This is a genomic window from Ferrovibrio terrae (assembly GCF_007197755.1).
Taxonomy (GTDB): domain Bacteria; phylum Pseudomonadota; class Alphaproteobacteria; order Ferrovibrionales; family Ferrovibrionaceae; genus Ferrovibrio; species Ferrovibrio terrae.
In genome coordinates this window covers 2,289,005-2,304,967 of record NZ_CP041636.1, presented here as the reverse complement: position 1 = coordinate 2,304,967, position 15,963 = coordinate 2,289,005, and the positions used below count along the sequence as shown (strand labels likewise).

Here is a 15,963-nt window from a genome sequence, read left to right as displayed (position 1 = left end):
ATCAAAGGGAGGACATCATGGCCCGCGTAGCCAACAAAGTCGCGCTGATCACCGGCGGTGCATCCGGTCTGGGCAAGGCCACCGCCGAACTGCTGGCGGCCGAAGGCGCCAAGGTCGCTGTCGCCGACCGCAATCTCGACGGCGCCCGCGAGGTGGCCGAGAAGATCGGCAAGAATGCCATCGCCATCAATCTGGATGTCACCAGCGAGCAGCAGTGGATCGCGGCGCTGGATGTGGTGGATGCCGCGTTCGGCAAGCTGAACGTGATGGTGCATTCGGCCGGTGTCGGCGTGCTGAAGAACATCGAGGACATCAGCGTCGAGGAATGGCACTTCGTGCATAACGTGAACCTGCACGGGCCGTTCCTGGGCATCAAACACGGCCTGCCGCGCATGAAGCAGCATGCGCCGGGCTCGATCATCATCATCTCGTCGGTGTCGGGCATTATCGCCGGCCACAACATGTCGGCCTACAACACCTCAAAAGCTGCCGCTCGCATGCTGGCCAAGACCACGGCCCTGCATTGCGCCAAGCGCAAATACGACATCCGCTGCAACTCGGTGCATCCGACCTTCATCGACACGCCGATGGTGCAGGGCATGATCCATGCCGGTGGCGATCCGGCCGACCGCCGCGCCAAGCTGGAGGCACAGGTGCCGCTCGGTCGGCTCGGCGAACCGATCGATGTCGCCAACTGCATCCTGTATCTGGCCTCGGATGAGTCGAAATTCGTCACCGGCACGGAATTTGTGCTGGATGGCGGCATTACCGCCCAGTAATTGGGCGTGACGGCCGCCACAAGCGGTCGTCATCTCATCTTCTCAGGCTCGCCGAATCGCGCCATATTGAGAGGCATGAACGCCATGGCGGACATGCCCTCCATCCTGATCATCGTGCATCAGGAGAGTTCCGATCCCGGCCGCATCGGCGAGCAGCTGCGGGCGCGTGGCTATCATCTCGACATCCGCCGGCCCTGCCTGGGCCAGGAGCTGCCCAGCGACATGAGCGGCCATGACGGCTGCGTGGTCTTCGGCGGCCCGATGTCGGCCAACGACGATCACCTGGAGTTCATCCGCAAGGAAATCGACTTCATTCCGAAGGCTGTCGCCAGCGGCAAGCCTTACCTGGGCGTCTGCCTTGGCGCGCAGCTGCTGGCGCGCGCTGGGGGCGCCGTCGTGGCGCCGCATGCCGAGGGCTGGCACGAGATCGGCTATTACGCCGTGAAGCCGACGCCGAAGGGCCGCGACCTGTTTCCCGATCCGCTGCATATCTTCCAGTGGCATGGCGAAGGCTTTGACCTGCCGCGCGGCGCAGTAAGGCTGGCCTCGACCGGCTGGTTCCCCAACCAGGCGATGCGCATCGGCAGCAATGCCTATGGCGTGCAGTTCCACCCGGAAGTGACGGAAACAGTGATGCGCAGGTGGTCGCAATATGCCGGCCATCGCCTGGTGCTGCCGGGCGCGCAGGCGCGCGACCAGATGCGCGCCAGTTGCGCGAAATACGATGCCGGCGTGGCAAGCTGGCTCAGCGGTTTTCTCGACCGCTGGCTCAACAGGACGTCAGCTGCGCAGCAGGATGGCGGCGAAGAAGCCGTCCGTGCCGTGGCGGCCGGGTGACAGGCTCAGATACGGCCCCGGCACCGGACAGGCGCCACCCACCGTTTTCGCCCAGACATCGTTGACCGGCAGCAGGCTGAAGTCGGGATGGCGCTTGAGGAAAGCCGCCACTTGGTCTTCGTTCTCTTCCACCAGCACCGAGCAGGTAACGTAGACCAGCCGGCCGCCTTTCGGCGCGACCAGCCGCGCGGCACGATCGAGAATCTCGGCCTGACGCGGCACCAGTTCATTCAGGTCCTGCTGGCTCAGCCGCCATTTGGCATCGGGCTTGCGACGCCAGGTGCCGGTGCCGGTGCAGGGCGCATCGACCAGCACGCGCTCGGCCTTCTCGGCATGGCGCTTGATCCACTTGCCGTCGATCTCGCGCGTTTCGGCATTGTGCACGCCGGCACGGCGGAAGCGCTGCTTGGCCTGCGTCAGGCGGATCGTGCTGACATCCATCGCCACCAGGCGGCCGGAATTCTTCATCGCCGCGGCCAGCACCAGCGTCTTGCCGCCCGCACCCGCGCAGAAATCGACCACGAACTTGCAGCCGCCCGCATCGACCAGCTGAGCGGCCAGCTGCGAGCCTTCGTCCTGCGGCTCGACCAGGCCTTCGCCATGCGCCTGCGTGTTATTGACGTAAGCCTGCGGCGACAGGCGCAGACCGATCGGCGAAAACGGCGTGGACTGGCTGCGCAGGCCTTCGGCCTGCAAAGCGCTGGCGGCGGCCTCGCGCGTGGTCTTCAGCCGGTTGACGCGCACATCGAGCGGCGCCGCGCGCAGCATGGCGGCCAGTTCGAGATCGAGATCGGCGCCAAAGCGATGCTTCAGCTGCGGCATGATCCAGTCCGGCACGCTGTGCCGGGCCGCCGGCGGCATGTCGGGGTGTTCCAGAGTGTGGCCTTCGAGCCGGCGCAGCAGAGCACCGACCGCATCGTCCTCGCCGCCAAACAGCCAGAGCAGGCCATCGGCCTTGGCGCCGCTGGTCAGAATGCGATAGGCCGCGACACGCAGGCGCGCATCGGCCGGCAGGCCGTTCTTACCGCCAGTGATCCACCAGTCGAGCCGGCCGCGCAGGCGCAGCACGTCGTCGACCGTGTGCAGCAGCGCCTCGCGTTCGGCTTCGTCGTAAAGCTTGTGATGCTGCTTCATCCAGGCCTGGCGCACGCGGTCGCCGGTGTCGCGGCTGGGGAACATGGCATCCAGCAGGTTCACCGCGCCTTCCAGCACCTTGCGGCTGCTGCCGACACGGATTTTATCCTGCTTGCGCTCGGGGCGGGCCTCGGACGCTCTGTCCGGGCGCTGGCCGCGGTCGTCAGAGCGCGAACGGCGATCGTCGCGCGGCCGATCTCTCAACGACCGATCTCCGAACGAACGCTCCTCACGCGGGCGATCCTGACGGGGCCGGTCGTCGCGGGGTCTGTCTGTGCGACGGTCGTCGCGGCGCGGCCGGTCTTCGCGCGGCCTGTCCTCGCGGGGCCGGTCGTCGCGGGGTGCTGCTTCGGCACGGGGGCCGCGACGCAGAGCCTCACGTTCGGCATTGCGGGTTTCGCCCCAGCTCACCGCCTTGGCGGGACGGGCAGGTTTGGCGCCTGTCGGCCTGGAGCCGGCAGACCTGGCCGGACGGCCGGAGGTGGCGGGTTTGCCGCCACCGGCCTTGGCAGGACGGGCAGGCTTGCCGCCAGTCGGACGGGCAGCAGGCGGGCGGGCCGCAGACGGCTTGCCGCCAGCAGAGGGGGCGCGGCCGGAGGCTTTTCCGGGCGGTTTACCGGAAGCCTTGCCGGGAGCTTTGCCTGGGGCTTTGCCGGAGGACTTGGAAGGGGGACGACGGGACATGGGGCTGTCATAGGCCGCCTGCCCGCCCACCACAAGACTTGGGCTGCCCGCCCGCCCCAGCCCGTGCTAGGCTGGAGGCAACCAACCAACGGGACTTTGCGTTATCCGCTCGTGACTGCTTCCTCGCATCCCCGCTCCGGCTTCCGGCTGGCCGATCTGACCTGGGTGGACGCCGCCAACCTGCTGGGCGACGGCCTGCCCGTGGTGATTCCGATCGGGGCCGCCAGCCGCGCCCATGGCCCGCACCTGCCGCTCGGCACCGACCGGCTGGTGGCCGAGGTGGTGGCTGAACGCCTGCTCGCCACCCTTCCCGTGCTGGTCGCGCCCTGCATCGCGCAGGGCTTTCAGCCCGCCTTCATGGATTATCCCGGCAGCCAGCATCTCGAGGCAGCCACCTTCCAGGCGCTGGTCACCGAAGTGATCGAGGGTTATCTGCGCCACGGCAGCGAACGCATCCTGCTGCTGAACAACGGCATCGCCACCGAGGCACCGCTGAAACTGGTGGCGCAGGACATCCTGCATCGACATGGCGTGCGCATCGCCACGGCCGATCTGCCCAGACTTGGATTATTGGGGCTCGGCAGCAGCACCGCCAGCGCGGACGACCTTGACGAACGCGACACGTCGCTGCTGCTGGCGATCCAGCCGGCGCTGGTCCGGCTCGACCGGCTGCAGGAGATGGCCGCCGATGCCGAAGACGACGAAGACGACCTGCCGCCCGAGGACAGCGACGAGCCGCGGCTGCTGAGCTTGCGCCGTCCGCTGCGCTTCACGCCGGAAGAGCGCGCCGGTGGCGTGCTGAACCGCAGCGGCACCACGGGCGATGCCACCACGGCGACGGCGGAAAAAGGCGAAGCGCTGCTGGCTGCGATGGTCGACGAGATCGTCGCCGACCTGCGCCTGCTCTGGACGGATCTGTAGAGAAATCAGAGCGTCAGACGATCCGCAGATTGCGCGGATTGTTGGTGCGCAGCTTGAGGTCGTTGACCGCGACTTCCATCACGTTGATGGCGCGCTTCACTTCATCCAGCTGGTTCTTGAGATCGGAGATGTCGCTCTTAAGGTCGCTCAACTCGACATGGGTGAGCTGCGAGCTGCGCTCGTTGTCGGCGAAGAACTTGTTATAGGCGTTGAACTGCTTCTCGATGGCGCCCATGCGCACTTCCAGAGACATGCGCACCTGGCTGATGCGCTGCTCGAAATTGCCCAGATGCAACAGCAGCCACGCGCCCAGCCACAGCAGGACGATGCCGCCACCCATCACATAGAGCCAATCGTTCATGCGTCACCTTTCGCCATGGCGCACCCCGGTGCAGACCTGCGCTATAAACAGGATATAGGCCTGTTCCGTTCCAGCGCAACGTGACTTTTGTAGTTAATGCCCGGAGTCGATTGGCGGGCGAATCAGTCCGGGATCAGCTCCGGCCCGGCAGCGGCCGGCCGCGGAACACCGCCTGGCGTAGTGGATTTAAGCCCACCTGATAGGCCAAAGACGCCGGCCGGGCGATATCCCAAAGCGTGAAATCGGCGGTTTTCCCAACCTCTAACGTCCCGGTCTCACTTGCCAGCCCGAGCGCCCGGGCGGCCTCGCGCGTCGCCCCGGCCAGTGCCTCGGCCGGGGTCAGCCGGAACAGCGTGCAGGCCATCGAGAGCATCAGCAGCAACGACGTGACCGGCGAGGTGCCGGGGTTGCAGTCGGTCGAGACCGCCATCGGCACCTGATACTGGCGCAGCAGGCCGACCGGCGGCAGCTTCGTCTCGCGCAGCACATAGAAGGCGCCGGGCAGCAGCACCGCCACCGTGCCGGCCCTGGCCATCGCCTGCGCGCCGGCTTCGTCCAGATGTTCCAGATGGTCGGCCGACAGCGCGTTGAAACTCGCGGCCAGTGCTGCGCCATTCAGGTTGCTGAGCTGCTCGGCATGCAGTTTCACCGGCAGACCATGCTGCCTCGCCGCTTCAAACACACGCCGCGTCTGCTCCGGCGTGAAGCCGATATTTTCGCAGAAGGCATCCACCGCATCGGCAAGACCCGCGGCTTTGGCGGCCGGAATGATCTCGTTGCAGACCAGATCGATATAGCCATCGGCATTGCCGGCGTATTCCGGCGGCAGGGCATGAGCCGCGAGGAGCGTCGTGCAGATGCGTACGGGATATTTCTCTCCCAGCCGGCGTGCGACGCGCAGCGCCTTCAGCTCGTTGTCGAGATCCAGGCCGTAGCCCGACTTGATTTCCAGCGTGGCGACGCCCTCGGTCAGCAAAGGCCTAAGCCGCTTCTCGCTCTGCACCAGCAGCTCGTCCTCACTGGCGCCGCGCGTGGCCGTCACCGTGGAGCGGATGCCGCCGCCGGCGCGCGCGATCTCTTCATAGGTCGCGCCATTCAGCCGCAATTCGAATTCCTGCGCGCGGTCGCCGCCATAAACCAGATGCGTATGGCAGTCGATCAGGCTGGGCGTGATCCAGCCGCCCTCGACATCATGCACGGCGGTGTGGCGCCCGATGCCGTCTTTCGGCAACTGCGCCGCCGGGCCGACCCAACTGATGCGGCCGCCTTTCAGCGCCAGCGCACCGTCGCGGATGCTGCCGAAGCCGTCGGCGCTGCCGACTTTCATGGTGGCAAGATCGGCGCCGCGCCAGACGCTGTCCCAAGTATCAATCATGTCTGCAGCCTACTCATCGCTGACCAGCGGCGCCATCTTCGCATCCAGCAGGCCGGCAATATCGGATGGCCTGAGCCGCACCTGCAGGCCGCGCTGGCCGCCATTCAGGTAGACGAGGTCATGCACAAGGGCGGCCTCTTCGATGGCTGTGGGTGCGGCTTTCTTCTGGCCAAAGGGACTGATGCCGCCGACAACATATCCCGTGGCGCGTTCGGCATCTGCCGGCTTCATCATCTGCGCCGACTTGCCGCCGAACACGGCAGCCAGTTTTTTCATCGAGACTTCGCGGTCGGACGGCACCACCACGCAGACCGGCTTGCCATCAACCAGCGCCATCAGGGTTTTCAATACGCGCTCGGGGCGTTCACCCAGCGCTTCGGCCGCCTGGATACCAACCTTGTCGGCATCCGGGTCGTAGTCATACGTGTGGACAGTGAACTGGGCGCCCTTCTGCTTCAGGAACAGGGTTGCGCGGGTGGTCTTCGACACGTCAGCCTCTGTGTGTCTTTCGGAAAGCGGCAGTTTCTGCCAACTTATATATACAAGTTTGGAGAGTCCGTCATGCGTCGCTTCCTGTTGCGTCAGGCCCTGCTGCCGGATGGCTGGCACGACAATGTGCTGGTCAGCGTGGATGCGGCCGGCCTGATCGCCAAGGCGACACCCCAATCAGCGAATACGGGGCGCAGTGACGATGCAGCGACGCTGCTGAATGGCCCGGTGTTGCCCGGCATGCCCAACCTGCACAGCCATGCCTTCCAGCGCGCCATGGCCGGCCTGGCCGAACGCAGCGGACCCGGCAGCGACAGTTTCTGGACCTGGCGCGAAACCATGTATCGCTTCGCGGCAAAGCTGACGCCCGAAGATGTCGAGGCCATCGCCGGGCAGTTGTATGCAGAGATGCTGGAAGCCGGTTTCACGGCGGTGGCCGAATTCCATTATCTGCATCACCAGCCCGGCGGCGCGTCATACGCCGATCCGGCCGAACTCAGCTGGCGGATTCTGGCGGCTGCAGATGCCGCCGGCATTGGCCTGACCCATCTGCCGGTGCTGTATCGCTATGGCGGCTTCGGCGGCAAAGAGCCGCAGGAGCGCCAGCGCCGCTTCCTGCATGATGCTGACGCCTATGTCCGCCTGCTGCAGGCGCTGGCCCCGCAGCTGCAGAACCGCAGCGACCGCCGCCTCGGCATCGCGCCGCATAGTTTACGCGCGGTCACGCCAGAGCTGCTGCGCGATGGCATCGCCGCACTCGACGCCATCGACAACGCCGCGCCGATCCATATCCATATCGCCGAACAGACGGCGGAGGTGGACGATTGCCTCGGCTGGAGCGGCAAGCGGCCGGTGCAGTGGCTGCTGGATCAGGGCATCGTCAACAAGCGCTGGTGCCTGGTGCATGCCACGCATCTGGATGCCGACGAGACGCGACGGCTCGCGGAATCAAAAGCCGTCGCCGGGCTTTGTCCTACCACCGAAGCCAATCTGGGTGACGGCATCTTCCCGGCCGTCGATTACATGGCGGCCGGTGGCCGCATCGGCATGGGCTCGGACAGCCATATCAGCGTCTCGGTGGCGGAAGATCTGCGGCTGCTGGAATACGGCCAGCGGCTGCTGCATCGCAACCGCACCGTGCTGGCCGGCGGCGCGGATCGCTCCACCGGGCGACGGCTGTATGAATCGGCATTGAAAGGCGGCGCACAGGCGCTGGGCCAGCCGATGGGTGCGATTGCGCCGGGCCATCGCGCCGATTTCATTCTGCTTGATCGGGACGCGCCTTGCATGAGCAGCCGCAGCGGCGACATGGCGCTGGATGCCTGGATCTTCTCCAATCAAACACGTTCCGCCATTCGCGACGTCTATGTCGCCGGCACGCGCGTGGTGGAGAATGGCCTACATATCCGCAGCGAAGCGCTCGCTGCGCGGCACGCCCGGACGTTACGCCGCCTGCTCGAGGAATGAGCGGCTGCCGGGTTCGCGGCAGAAGGCGATCAGACGGCGCAGGAAAGCCTCGCCCTCGGCCACCTGGCTGATCTCGATATATTCGTCCGGCTTGTGCGCCTCGCGGATATTGCCCGGACCGCAGACCACGGCGGGCACGCCGCCGATCTGGAAAATGCCGGCTTCGGTGCCGTAAGAGACGGCGTGGGTCTGGTTCTGGCCGGCCAGCTTCAGCGCCAGCGTTTCGGCAGGATTGCGCTCGGCCGGCAGCAAGGCCGGCGCGAAGGCAACCATCTCGGTATCGATGCCGGTTTCGGGGCGGATCTTTTTCATCCGCGGCTCCAGCGTTTCGGCAGCATAGCGCTTCACGGCATCGAGGATGACGGTGTCATGCTCGGGCTTCACGCTCCGGATATCCCAGGCCAGCCTGCATTCGCGCGCGAGGATATTGCGCGCGGTGCCGCCATGGATCTCGCCCACCGTGATGGTGGTATAAGGCGGCTCGAACCGCGCATCGCGATGCTCCGGCTTCTGGTATTCCACCTGGATGCGGTTCATCTCGGCGATCAGTTCGGCCGCCATCTGGATCGCGTTGACGCCCTGATGCGTGGCCGAGGAATGCGCCTCGAAGCCGCGCACCGTGGTGTTGCAGGCACAGACGCTCTTATGCGCGTTCACCACCTGCATGTCGGTCGGCTCGCCGATGATGGCGAGCTTGGGCATCGGGCCGCCGCGATTGATGAATTCGATGATGCCATGCACGCCGATGCAGCCCACTTCCTCGTCGTAGGAAAAGGCGAAATGCAGCGGCACGCTCAAGGGCTTTTCCAGCATCTCGGGCAGCAGCGCCAGGCAGAGCGCGATGAAGCTCTTCATATCCGAGGTGCCGCGGCCGAACAGCCGCTCGCCGCGCTGGATCACCTTGAAGGGATCGCTGGTCCAGGGCTGGCCGTCGACCGGCACCACGTCGGTATGGCCCGACAGCACGATGCCGCCGACATCCTTTGGCCCGATGGTGGCGTAGAGATTGGCCTTCTTGCCCGTGGCGTCGAATATCTTTTCCGATGCCACGCCATGCTGCGCCAGATAGGCGGCGATGTCGTCGATCAGGTTGAGGTTGGAGAGCCTGCTGGTGGTGTCGAAACCGACCAGCCGGGCGATCCAGTCGAGCGAGGCCTGGCTAGGAGATGTCATGTATCCGGTTTAGGGCGGCGAATTCCGCCGGTCAACAGTGAATCACCGGCAGGAATTGGTTCAGTCGCCCCCCACTTCAATCATCCATGCCGCGGGCCGTGCCGCCACCGATCATGGTGAGGAATTCGTGGCGGGTGCGCGGATCGTCGCGGAAGGCGCCCAGCATGCGGCTGGTCACCATGGTGACGCCATGCTTATGGACGCCGCGCGTGGTCATGCACTGATGCCCGGCTTCCATCACCACGGCGACGCCGCGCGGCTGCAGCACGTCCTGCAGCGTGTTGGCGACCTGGGCGGTCAGCTTTTCCTGAATCTGCAGCCGCTTGGCATAGACCTCGACCACGCGGGCCAGCTTGGAAATGCCGACCACGCGCTTGCCGGGCAGGTAGGCGACATGCGCCTTGCCGATGATCGGCACCATATGATGCTCGCAATGGCTTTCCATCCGGATGTCGCGCAGCACCACCATCTCGTCGTAACCCTCGATCTCCTCGAAGGTGCGCTCGAGCATGGCGACGGGATCTTCCTCGTAGCCGGCGAAGAATTCGTTGTAGGAGCGCACCACGCGATCGGGCGTGCCGCGCAGGCCTTCGCGGGTAGGATCGTCGCCGGCCCAGCGGATCAGCGTGCGCACCGCTTCTTCGGCCTCGGCGCGACTGGGGCGCTGGATCTTGTTATTCTCGCTCACGGGGTCTTCCTCCGGGAAATCCTTCTGACGGGCTGGCCTGATATAGCTCAGCCTCGCAGGTGGTCCAGTGTCGGGGTGATCAATTCAGGCGGCGGGCTTCGTGCGGGCTGTCGAGCGAAAAGGCCGGGATCGCGACATCGAACTGCTCGCCCGCCTCGTTCACCATCTGGTAGGTGCCGACCATGAAGCCGGACGAGGTGGGCAGCGGCGTGCCGCTGGTATATTCGAAACTGTCGCCCGGCCCCAGCACCGGCTGTTCGCCGACCACACCGGGCCCGCGCACCTCCTGCACGCGGCCGCGCGCATCGGTGATCTTCCAGTAGCGGCTGCGCAGCTGCACGGTGCCGGCGCCGCTGTTCTCGATCTTCACGTTGTAGGCCCAGACGAAATAGTTCTCGTCCGGCGAGGACTGCTCGTCGAGATAGACCGGCTGAACCGTGACCGAGATATCCTGGGTCGTCTTGCTGTACATGCTCTCGCTGGTCATGGCTTTTCACCCACTCCATGGCCGGGCCGGCAGTCATGCCATTGCCCTGCCTAGGATATTAGGTGCCGGCGGCCGAATGTCCAGCCAAGCGGCCGGAACAGTCACGTGAGGCGTGGCCCGTATGGCCGCACCGAGGCCTGCCCCAGAAAAAGCAACGGCCGCCCCGTGAGGGGCGGCCGTGCCGCAGTCGAATGACTGTCCGCTTACTTGCGCAGGAAGACCTGGGCGTTGCGGTTTTCGTCGTTGCGGACGCCGTCGGCAGTCGGGACGCGCGGCTTGTCTTCGCCGTTGGCGCTCGTCGTGATCGCACCCTGGGCAATGCCCTTGCTGCGCAGGTAGGCGGCGACCGAGTCGGCGCGGCGCTGCGACAGACGCTGGTTGTAGGCGTTGCCACCCGAGCGATCGGCGTTGCCTTCGATACGCACGTTGGTCGAACCGGTAGCGCGGAAGTCGGCCACAGCGCGATCCAGAACCTGCGACGCAACCGGGCTGATGTCCGACTTGTCGAAGGCGAAGAACACGATGTAGGTCTCAGGCGCACGCGGAGCCGGTGCCGGAGCCGCAGCAGCCGGGGCAGGTGCCGGAGCCGGGGCCGGAGCGGCCATCGGAGCCGCAGCCGGCATCGGCTTGGCCGGAGCGCCGAAGCGGTAGGTGATGCCGAGCATCACGGTGTGGATCGTGTTGTCCGGCTCGATGGTCGAAGCGCCGCTGGTGTCCAGCTTGGCATCGCCCGTGTACATGTAGCGATAGTCAGCCGAGAGCAGCCAGTTGTCGTTCAGCGCGTACCACATGCCGGCGATGCCCTGCACGCCCCAGGTGTTGGACTGGTCGTTGCTGGTCACGGTGCTGAAGGCCAGGCCGTCCGAGGTGTAGCGGACCACGCCGGCACCGGCGCCCAGGTAGGGGCTCCAGTTGCTGTTCGGCATGAAGTCATACAGCGCGTTGGCGAAGATGTTGTAGGCGCGCAGGTCGCCGCTGCCGGCGCCATCGGCGTCCCAGTTGCGGTAACCGAACTCGCCTTCAGCGCGCCAGCCGTTGCCGAAAGCGTAACCGCCCTTCAACAGGCCGGCATAGCCGGTGTCGAAATCGAACTTGCCCGAAGGAGTGCCCTTGACGTCGGCTTCATCGAGCCAGGTGGCACCGAGGCCGATACCGACATACGGACCCTGCTGCTGGGCCGACGCCGGAGCCGAAACCAGAGCCGCAGCAGCGGCAACAGTCAGCAGAGCGAGACGAATATTCATGGGTTTCTCCTCAAACGAAAAAATCTTTGGCCGCGCCCCGCGGCTTCGACGCCTCAACCGGGGGCAATATACCCACGACCGAACGTCGACCGCACGTCTTCATCCCAGGTTACCAAACGATAATGCCCGGCTGTGGCATATTGGCAACACCGGATCAGCCCGCTTTTTCAAGTGCATGGCTGAGGTCGTCGATCAGATCCTGGGGGTCTTCCAGGCCCACCGACAGGCGGACAAGATCGTCGCCGATGCCGAGTCGGGCACGCTCCTCGGCACTCAACCTCTGGTGTGTGGTGGTAGCGGGGTGTGTGATCAGGCTTTTTGAGTCGCCGAGATTATTGGAGATATCCACCAATTTGAGAGCATTGAGCAGCCGGAAGGCCCCCGCCTTTACACCCTTCGGCCGGAAAGCGATCATATTGCCGCCGCCGGCCATCTGTTTACGGACCAGCGCGGCCTGGGGGTGGTCGGACCGGCCGGGATACAGCAGCGCCGGCACATTGGTCGGGGCGGCCAGGCCCGGATGGCCGGCCAAGGCATCAGCGATCCGGGCGGCCGATTCCGTCATCCGCGCGACTCGGAGTTCGAGGGTTTCGAGCCCCTTGAGCATGACCCAGGCGTTGAACGGGCTGAGCGCCGGGCCGGTATGACGCAGGTAAGGGGTCAGTTCGTTAGTGACGAAATCCTGCGATCCGAGGATCACACCGCCCAGGCAGCGGCCCTGCCCGTCGATATGCTTGGTGGCCGAATAGACCACGATATCGGCACCGAGCTGCAACGGCTTCTGCAGCACCGGGGTGGCGAAGACATTGTCGACCACGACGCGGGCGCCATGCTTGTGGGCAATGGCGGCCACGGCCGGCAGGTCGATCACCTCCAGCGTCGGATTGGCCGGGGTTTCCAGGAAGACGATGCGGGTCTTCGGCGTAACCGCGCGCTCCCAGGCTGAGAGATCCGTGCCATCAACCAGCACGGCCTTCACACCGAAGCGCGGCAGCAACTCTTCCATGATATAGCGGATCGAGCCGAACACCGCCTGTGCGCAGACCACTTCGTCGCCGGCCTTGAGCTGACACATCAGCGCGGCATTCACCGCAGCCATGCCGCTGGCGGTGGCGCGCGCGGCCTCGGCGCCTTCCAGCAGCGTCATACGCTGCTCGAACATTTCCACGGTGGGATTGCCGAAGCGGCTGTAGACGAAACCGGGCAGCTCGTTCTTGAAACGCGCCTCGGCGGCCTCGGCGCTGTCATAGCGGAAACCCGAGGTCATGAAGATCGCCTCGGAGGTTTCGCCAAACCCGCTGCGCAGGGTGCCGCCGCGCACCAGCTGGGTCGCCAGACGCCAGGATTTCTCGTTCTCGTTCTTGCTCATTAACTGCCCCGCCTCTTCCGATCCCGCAGGCCTCGGGCGCCAGGGCAACAAAAAACCCCGTGCCGCGAGGCCGGGGTTTGAACAACCGCCCGACCTTTTTAGCGGTTTGTTTAACGTGGTCCGCAAGCCGGTCGGCTCCAAATCACCACAGGCTGGGTCATACGGCGTGGGGGCGGCATCGTCAAGCGGCAAACGCGAGGCGGCCCGGAACCACCGGCGGCCCGGGACTGGGCCTGCCGGTGGTTCCGCGAACTATCTGCCTGTTTTTCTTTCGGTTTAAGGTCGGCTGCCGATCTCGGTGGCACGGACCTGGAAGCCGTCGCGGTAATCGCGCTCGCCGTTGCAGCTGATGATCGTGGCCCGCCCGTCGGACGTGCCACTGAGATTGCTCAGATGCATGTTGCCGGCGGTTTCGACGCCGGAGCGGAAGCAGCCGGTCATCGAGAAGATGCTTGTGACATAGCCGTTCACCAGATGCGTCTGGTAATGCCGCGAGGTGGCGCTGCAGGCGATCATGTTGCCAAAATTCTGGAAGGCGACACCGGCATTGCCAGCGGCGAAGCCACCCGCCGACATCCAGTTATTCTCGAAGCCGCAATTCGACATCAGCGTGAAGCCGTTCGGGCAGTTTGCGCCCCAGGCGCCGTTCTCGAGGAAATAGCAGCCGTGGAAGCCGGCATCGGTGGCATCGTTGACCAGCAGGCAGCCGGTCTCGCGGTTCTGGCCGAAGACGCAGCCATAGAGATGGATCGCCGACAGCACGCCGCCGGATGGCGAGTTACCCATCGCCAGGCCATTCTGGTTCTGCCGGAAGAAGCAGTTGTCGACCTGCGATTCAAACACATTGCCGAGCAGCTGGCAGCCATCGCCGCCGCAGCCCTCGATGAACACATCGCGCAGGCAGATATTGTAAAGGAACACCGCCTGGTTGTCGGCGCGCAGCACCAGGCCATGGCCTTCATCGCCATTGCCCCTGATCTGCAGTCCTTCGATCAGGAAGAAGCGCACCACGGCATTGCTGACCACCTGCAGCACCGGCGAACCGTCGGTGATCGCCGATTTCAGGATGGCACCATGCGACATGATGCCGACATGGGCCGCGGAATCCTGGGTGAAGTTGATGTTGAGCGTGGCCGTGACCTTGTAGGTGCCCGGCGGGATGTCGACGAAAGTGCCGCCATTGGCGGGCACGCGGTCAAGCGCGGCCTGCAAGGCGGCCGTGTCGTCAGCGACACCGTCGCCGATGGCGCCGAAATCGGCGACGGACAGCATGCGCTTGGCGGGAGAAAGCAGAGCCATGGAAACCTCCTGTTGCAGTGGCGCGGATGCAACAGGAGGGAGGTGCGAAAAGTTGCCCTGTGGAAAAAGGATCACAGGCCAGGATCAGATTTGGCGCGGGAACTCACATGCCTGGCAACGTCGCCGCGTATAGGGTGCGGCTCTGTTCTTTGGGGGCTATTCGTTGAACTCTTCTTTGTTCGGAATGCGGTTGAAGGCGATCTTGGCCCCCATGAAATCGGATTTGTGCTTCGGCAGCGGCCCGATGCGCACTGTGTCCTTGTGCTCGTATTTCTGGTTGAGCTTGTCCATGGCCGCCCACAGCTTCGCCCGCTTGGCAGCCGCTGCGGCATCGTCATTTGCCAGGCCGGACGCACCGCCGAACAGATCGAGAGTCACGTCGTCTTTCGGCACCAGGCCGCTGAGCCACATGCCCACCTTCATGTAGCGGCCGCGGAAGCGTGGACGGCCAGCGCCGGTTTCCTTCAGCATCTGCGCCCATAAACGCTCGATGGCATCGAGGATGACGAAACTGTCCTGCGTCTGGGTCAGGCGGAATTCAGTGGCCCAGCGCGTGTCGTTGTCGAAGCGGACCTTGAGGCCGAGATTGCCGGCAACGAAGCCAAGGCGGCGCAGCCGCGCACCGCCTTTGACGCCGAGGCGACGCGCGATCAGGCGGGCCGATTCCTCATCGCGATTCTGTGGCGGCAGAACATGCTCATGGCTGATCGAGCGATGCGCCGTCGATTGCTCGTAATCGCCGATCCCGCGCATGCGCTGGATGAAGGCCGGGCCCTCCTTGCTGCCCCAGATGCGGCGGGCCTCCACCGGCCCCAGCGCCCAGAGTTCCGCCATCGTGCTGATCCCGGCATCGTTGAGGCGCACTTCCATATTGGGACCGATACCGGGCAGGTCGCGCAGCGGCAGCGGCAGCAGGCGCGCGGGCAACTCATGGCTTTCGATCACGGTGAGGCCATCCGGCTTCTGCATGTCGCTGGCCAGCTTGGCGAGGAACTGGTTCGGCGCGATACCGATGGAACAGCGCACGCATTCGCCGAGATTGTCGCGCAGGCCGGCACGCAGGCGATGCGACAGCGCGATCGCATTCTCTTTCAGCCGTTCCGGCCCGACCAGTTCGCAGGAGACTTCGTCGATCGACCAGGTCTTGTAGACCGGAATATGACGGTCGATCTCTTTCTCGATCTCGTGGTGGAATTCCACGTAGCGGTCATGCCGCGCATTGACGATGGCGATGCCGGGGTATTTCTGCCTCGCCTCCCAGACCGGCGTACCGGTCTTGATGCCGAACTTTTTCGCCTCGATGGAGGCGGCAATCGCCGAGGTCGTATCGCTCATCACCGGCACGACGATGACCGGTTTGCCGCGCAGCAAGGGATTGTCCTGCTGCTCGACGCTGGCGAAAAAGCTGTTGAGGTCGAGATACAGAAAGCGCAGCGACGAGGCCGCCCAGGCCTCGCGGGCGGCAATGTCGGCAGCGGATCTCGGCGGCAGGGTCATGGCGGTCAGTCTAGCGCGGCGCGCGATCATCCCAAATGGGAACGTAGTCTTGGGCCGATGTAAAAATGGGATCCCCGCTTTCGCGGGGATGACGAATAACTTAAAGCCGTCATCCCGGCCGAAGCGCCGCGCAGAGCCGGGAGCTCATTTGTACTGCTG

General features: G+C 65.0%; 15 protein-coding genes and 1 riboswitch. Of the genes, 4 read left to right on the top strand and 11 right to left on the bottom strand.

Features of this window, described 5'->3' with window-relative positions; translation table 11 throughout:
* Positions 1-17: 17 nt before the first annotated feature.
* Entirely contained in the window at positions 18-779 is a 762-nt protein-coding gene (locus tag FNB15_RS11205) for a glucose 1-dehydrogenase (RefSeq protein ID WP_144068779.1), read from the top strand.
* An 84-nt stretch (positions 780-863) separates the two neighbouring features.
* Complete coding sequence (locus FNB15_RS11200) at positions 864-1,616, top strand: glutamine amidotransferase-related protein (protein ID WP_221932636.1); 753 nt, start codon at positions 864-866, stop codon at positions 1,614-1,616.
* Here the strand turns inward: FNB15_RS11200 and FNB15_RS11195 are convergent.
* The gene (locus FNB15_RS11195; RefSeq protein WP_246068663.1) at positions 1,560-2,954 is read right to left on the bottom strand and encodes an RsmB/NOP family class I SAM-dependent RNA methyltransferase; all 1,395 of its coding nucleotides are present in this window, start codon (positions 2,952-2,954) and stop codon (positions 1,560-1,562) included. The genes FNB15_RS11200 and FNB15_RS11195 overlap by 57 nt on opposite strands.
* A gap of 591 nt (positions 2,955-3,545) precedes the next feature.
* On the opposite strand from FNB15_RS11195, the gene FNB15_RS20955 reads away from it, so the two are divergent.
* A complete protein-coding gene (locus tag FNB15_RS20955) occupies positions 3,546-4,355 on the top strand; it encodes a creatininase family protein (RefSeq protein WP_185973527.1) in 810 nt (269 codons plus the stop codon).
* 13 nt (positions 4,356-4,368) lie between these two features.
* Here FNB15_RS20955 and FNB15_RS11185 read toward each other — a convergent pair whose 3' ends face one another.
* From FNB15_RS11185 to ybaK, 3 genes are all read right to left on the bottom strand, one after another.
* Positions 4,369-4,716, bottom strand: a complete 348-nt coding sequence (locus FNB15_RS11185; RefSeq protein WP_144068777.1) for a hypothetical protein — start codon at positions 4,714-4,716, stop codon at positions 4,369-4,371.
* Between the two features lie 133 nt (positions 4,717-4,849).
* Positions 4,850-6,091: an imidazolonepropionase gene (gene hutI / locus FNB15_RS11180; protein ID WP_144068776.1), complete on the bottom strand. Its 1,242-nt coding sequence runs from the start codon at positions 6,089-6,091 to the stop codon at positions 4,850-4,852.
* Between the two features lie 9 nt (positions 6,092-6,100).
* On the bottom strand, positions 6,101-6,580 hold the full coding sequence (gene ybaK, locus FNB15_RS11175) for a Cys-tRNA(Pro) deacylase (RefSeq protein WP_144068775.1): 480 nt from the start codon (positions 6,578-6,580) through the stop codon (positions 6,101-6,103).
* A gap of 72 nt (positions 6,581-6,652) precedes the next feature.
* Here ybaK and FNB15_RS11170 point away from each other — a divergent pair, with 72 nt between their 5' ends.
* Positions 6,653-8,047 (top strand): formimidoylglutamate deiminase, encoded by a 1,395-nt coding sequence (locus FNB15_RS11170; protein WP_144068774.1) that lies wholly within the window; start codon positions 6,653-6,655, stop codon positions 8,045-8,047.
* Here FNB15_RS11170 and argE read toward each other — a convergent pair.
* The 7 genes from argE to FNB15_RS11135 form a co-directional block, all read right to left on the bottom strand.
* Positions 8,024-9,220 carry an acetylornithine deacetylase gene (gene argE, locus FNB15_RS11165; RefSeq protein ID WP_144068773.1) on the bottom strand — a complete coding sequence of 399 codons (1,197 nt, stop codon included), beginning with the start codon at positions 9,218-9,220 and terminating at the stop codon, positions 8,024-8,026. The genes FNB15_RS11170 and argE overlap by 24 nt on opposite strands.
* 76 nt (positions 9,221-9,296) lie before the next feature.
* Positions 9,297-9,908, bottom strand: a complete 612-nt coding sequence (gene folE / locus FNB15_RS11160; protein ID WP_144068772.1) for a GTP cyclohydrolase I FolE — start codon at positions 9,906-9,908, stop codon at positions 9,297-9,299.
* Positions 9,909-9,987: 79 nt separating this feature from the next.
* Positions 9,988-10,380 carry a Co2+/Mg2+ efflux protein ApaG gene (gene apaG / locus FNB15_RS11155; RefSeq protein WP_144258730.1) on the bottom strand — a complete coding sequence of 131 codons (393 nt, stop codon included), beginning with the start codon at positions 10,378-10,380 and terminating at the stop codon, positions 9,988-9,990.
* Between the two features lie 218 nt (positions 10,381-10,598).
* Positions 10,599-11,639 carry an OmpA family protein gene (locus FNB15_RS11150; protein ID WP_144068771.1) on the bottom strand — a complete coding sequence of 347 codons (1,041 nt, stop codon included), beginning with the start codon at positions 11,637-11,639 and terminating at the stop codon, positions 10,599-10,601.
* Positions 11,640-11,793: 154 nt separating this feature from the next.
* The gene (metZ, locus tag FNB15_RS11145) at positions 11,794-13,008 is read right to left on the bottom strand and encodes an O-succinylhomoserine sulfhydrylase (RefSeq protein ID WP_144068770.1); all 1,215 of its coding nucleotides are present in this window, start codon (positions 13,006-13,008) and stop codon (positions 11,794-11,796) included.
* Positions 13,009-13,085: 77 nt separating this feature from the next.
* Positions 13,086-13,167, bottom strand: a riboswitch (SAM riboswitch).
* Positions 13,168-13,284: 117 nt separating this feature from the next.
* Positions 13,285-14,307, bottom strand: coding sequence for a glycosyl hydrolase family 28-related protein (locus tag FNB15_RS11140; RefSeq protein WP_144068769.1), 1,023 nt, complete (start codon positions 14,305-14,307; stop codon positions 13,285-13,287).
* Positions 14,308-14,463: 156 nt separating this feature from the next.
* Positions 14,464-15,804 carry a Y-family DNA polymerase gene (locus tag FNB15_RS11135; RefSeq protein WP_185973526.1) on the bottom strand — a complete coding sequence of 447 codons (1,341 nt, stop codon included), beginning with the start codon at positions 15,802-15,804 and terminating at the stop codon, positions 14,464-14,466.
* Positions 15,805-15,963 lie beyond the last annotated feature (159 nt).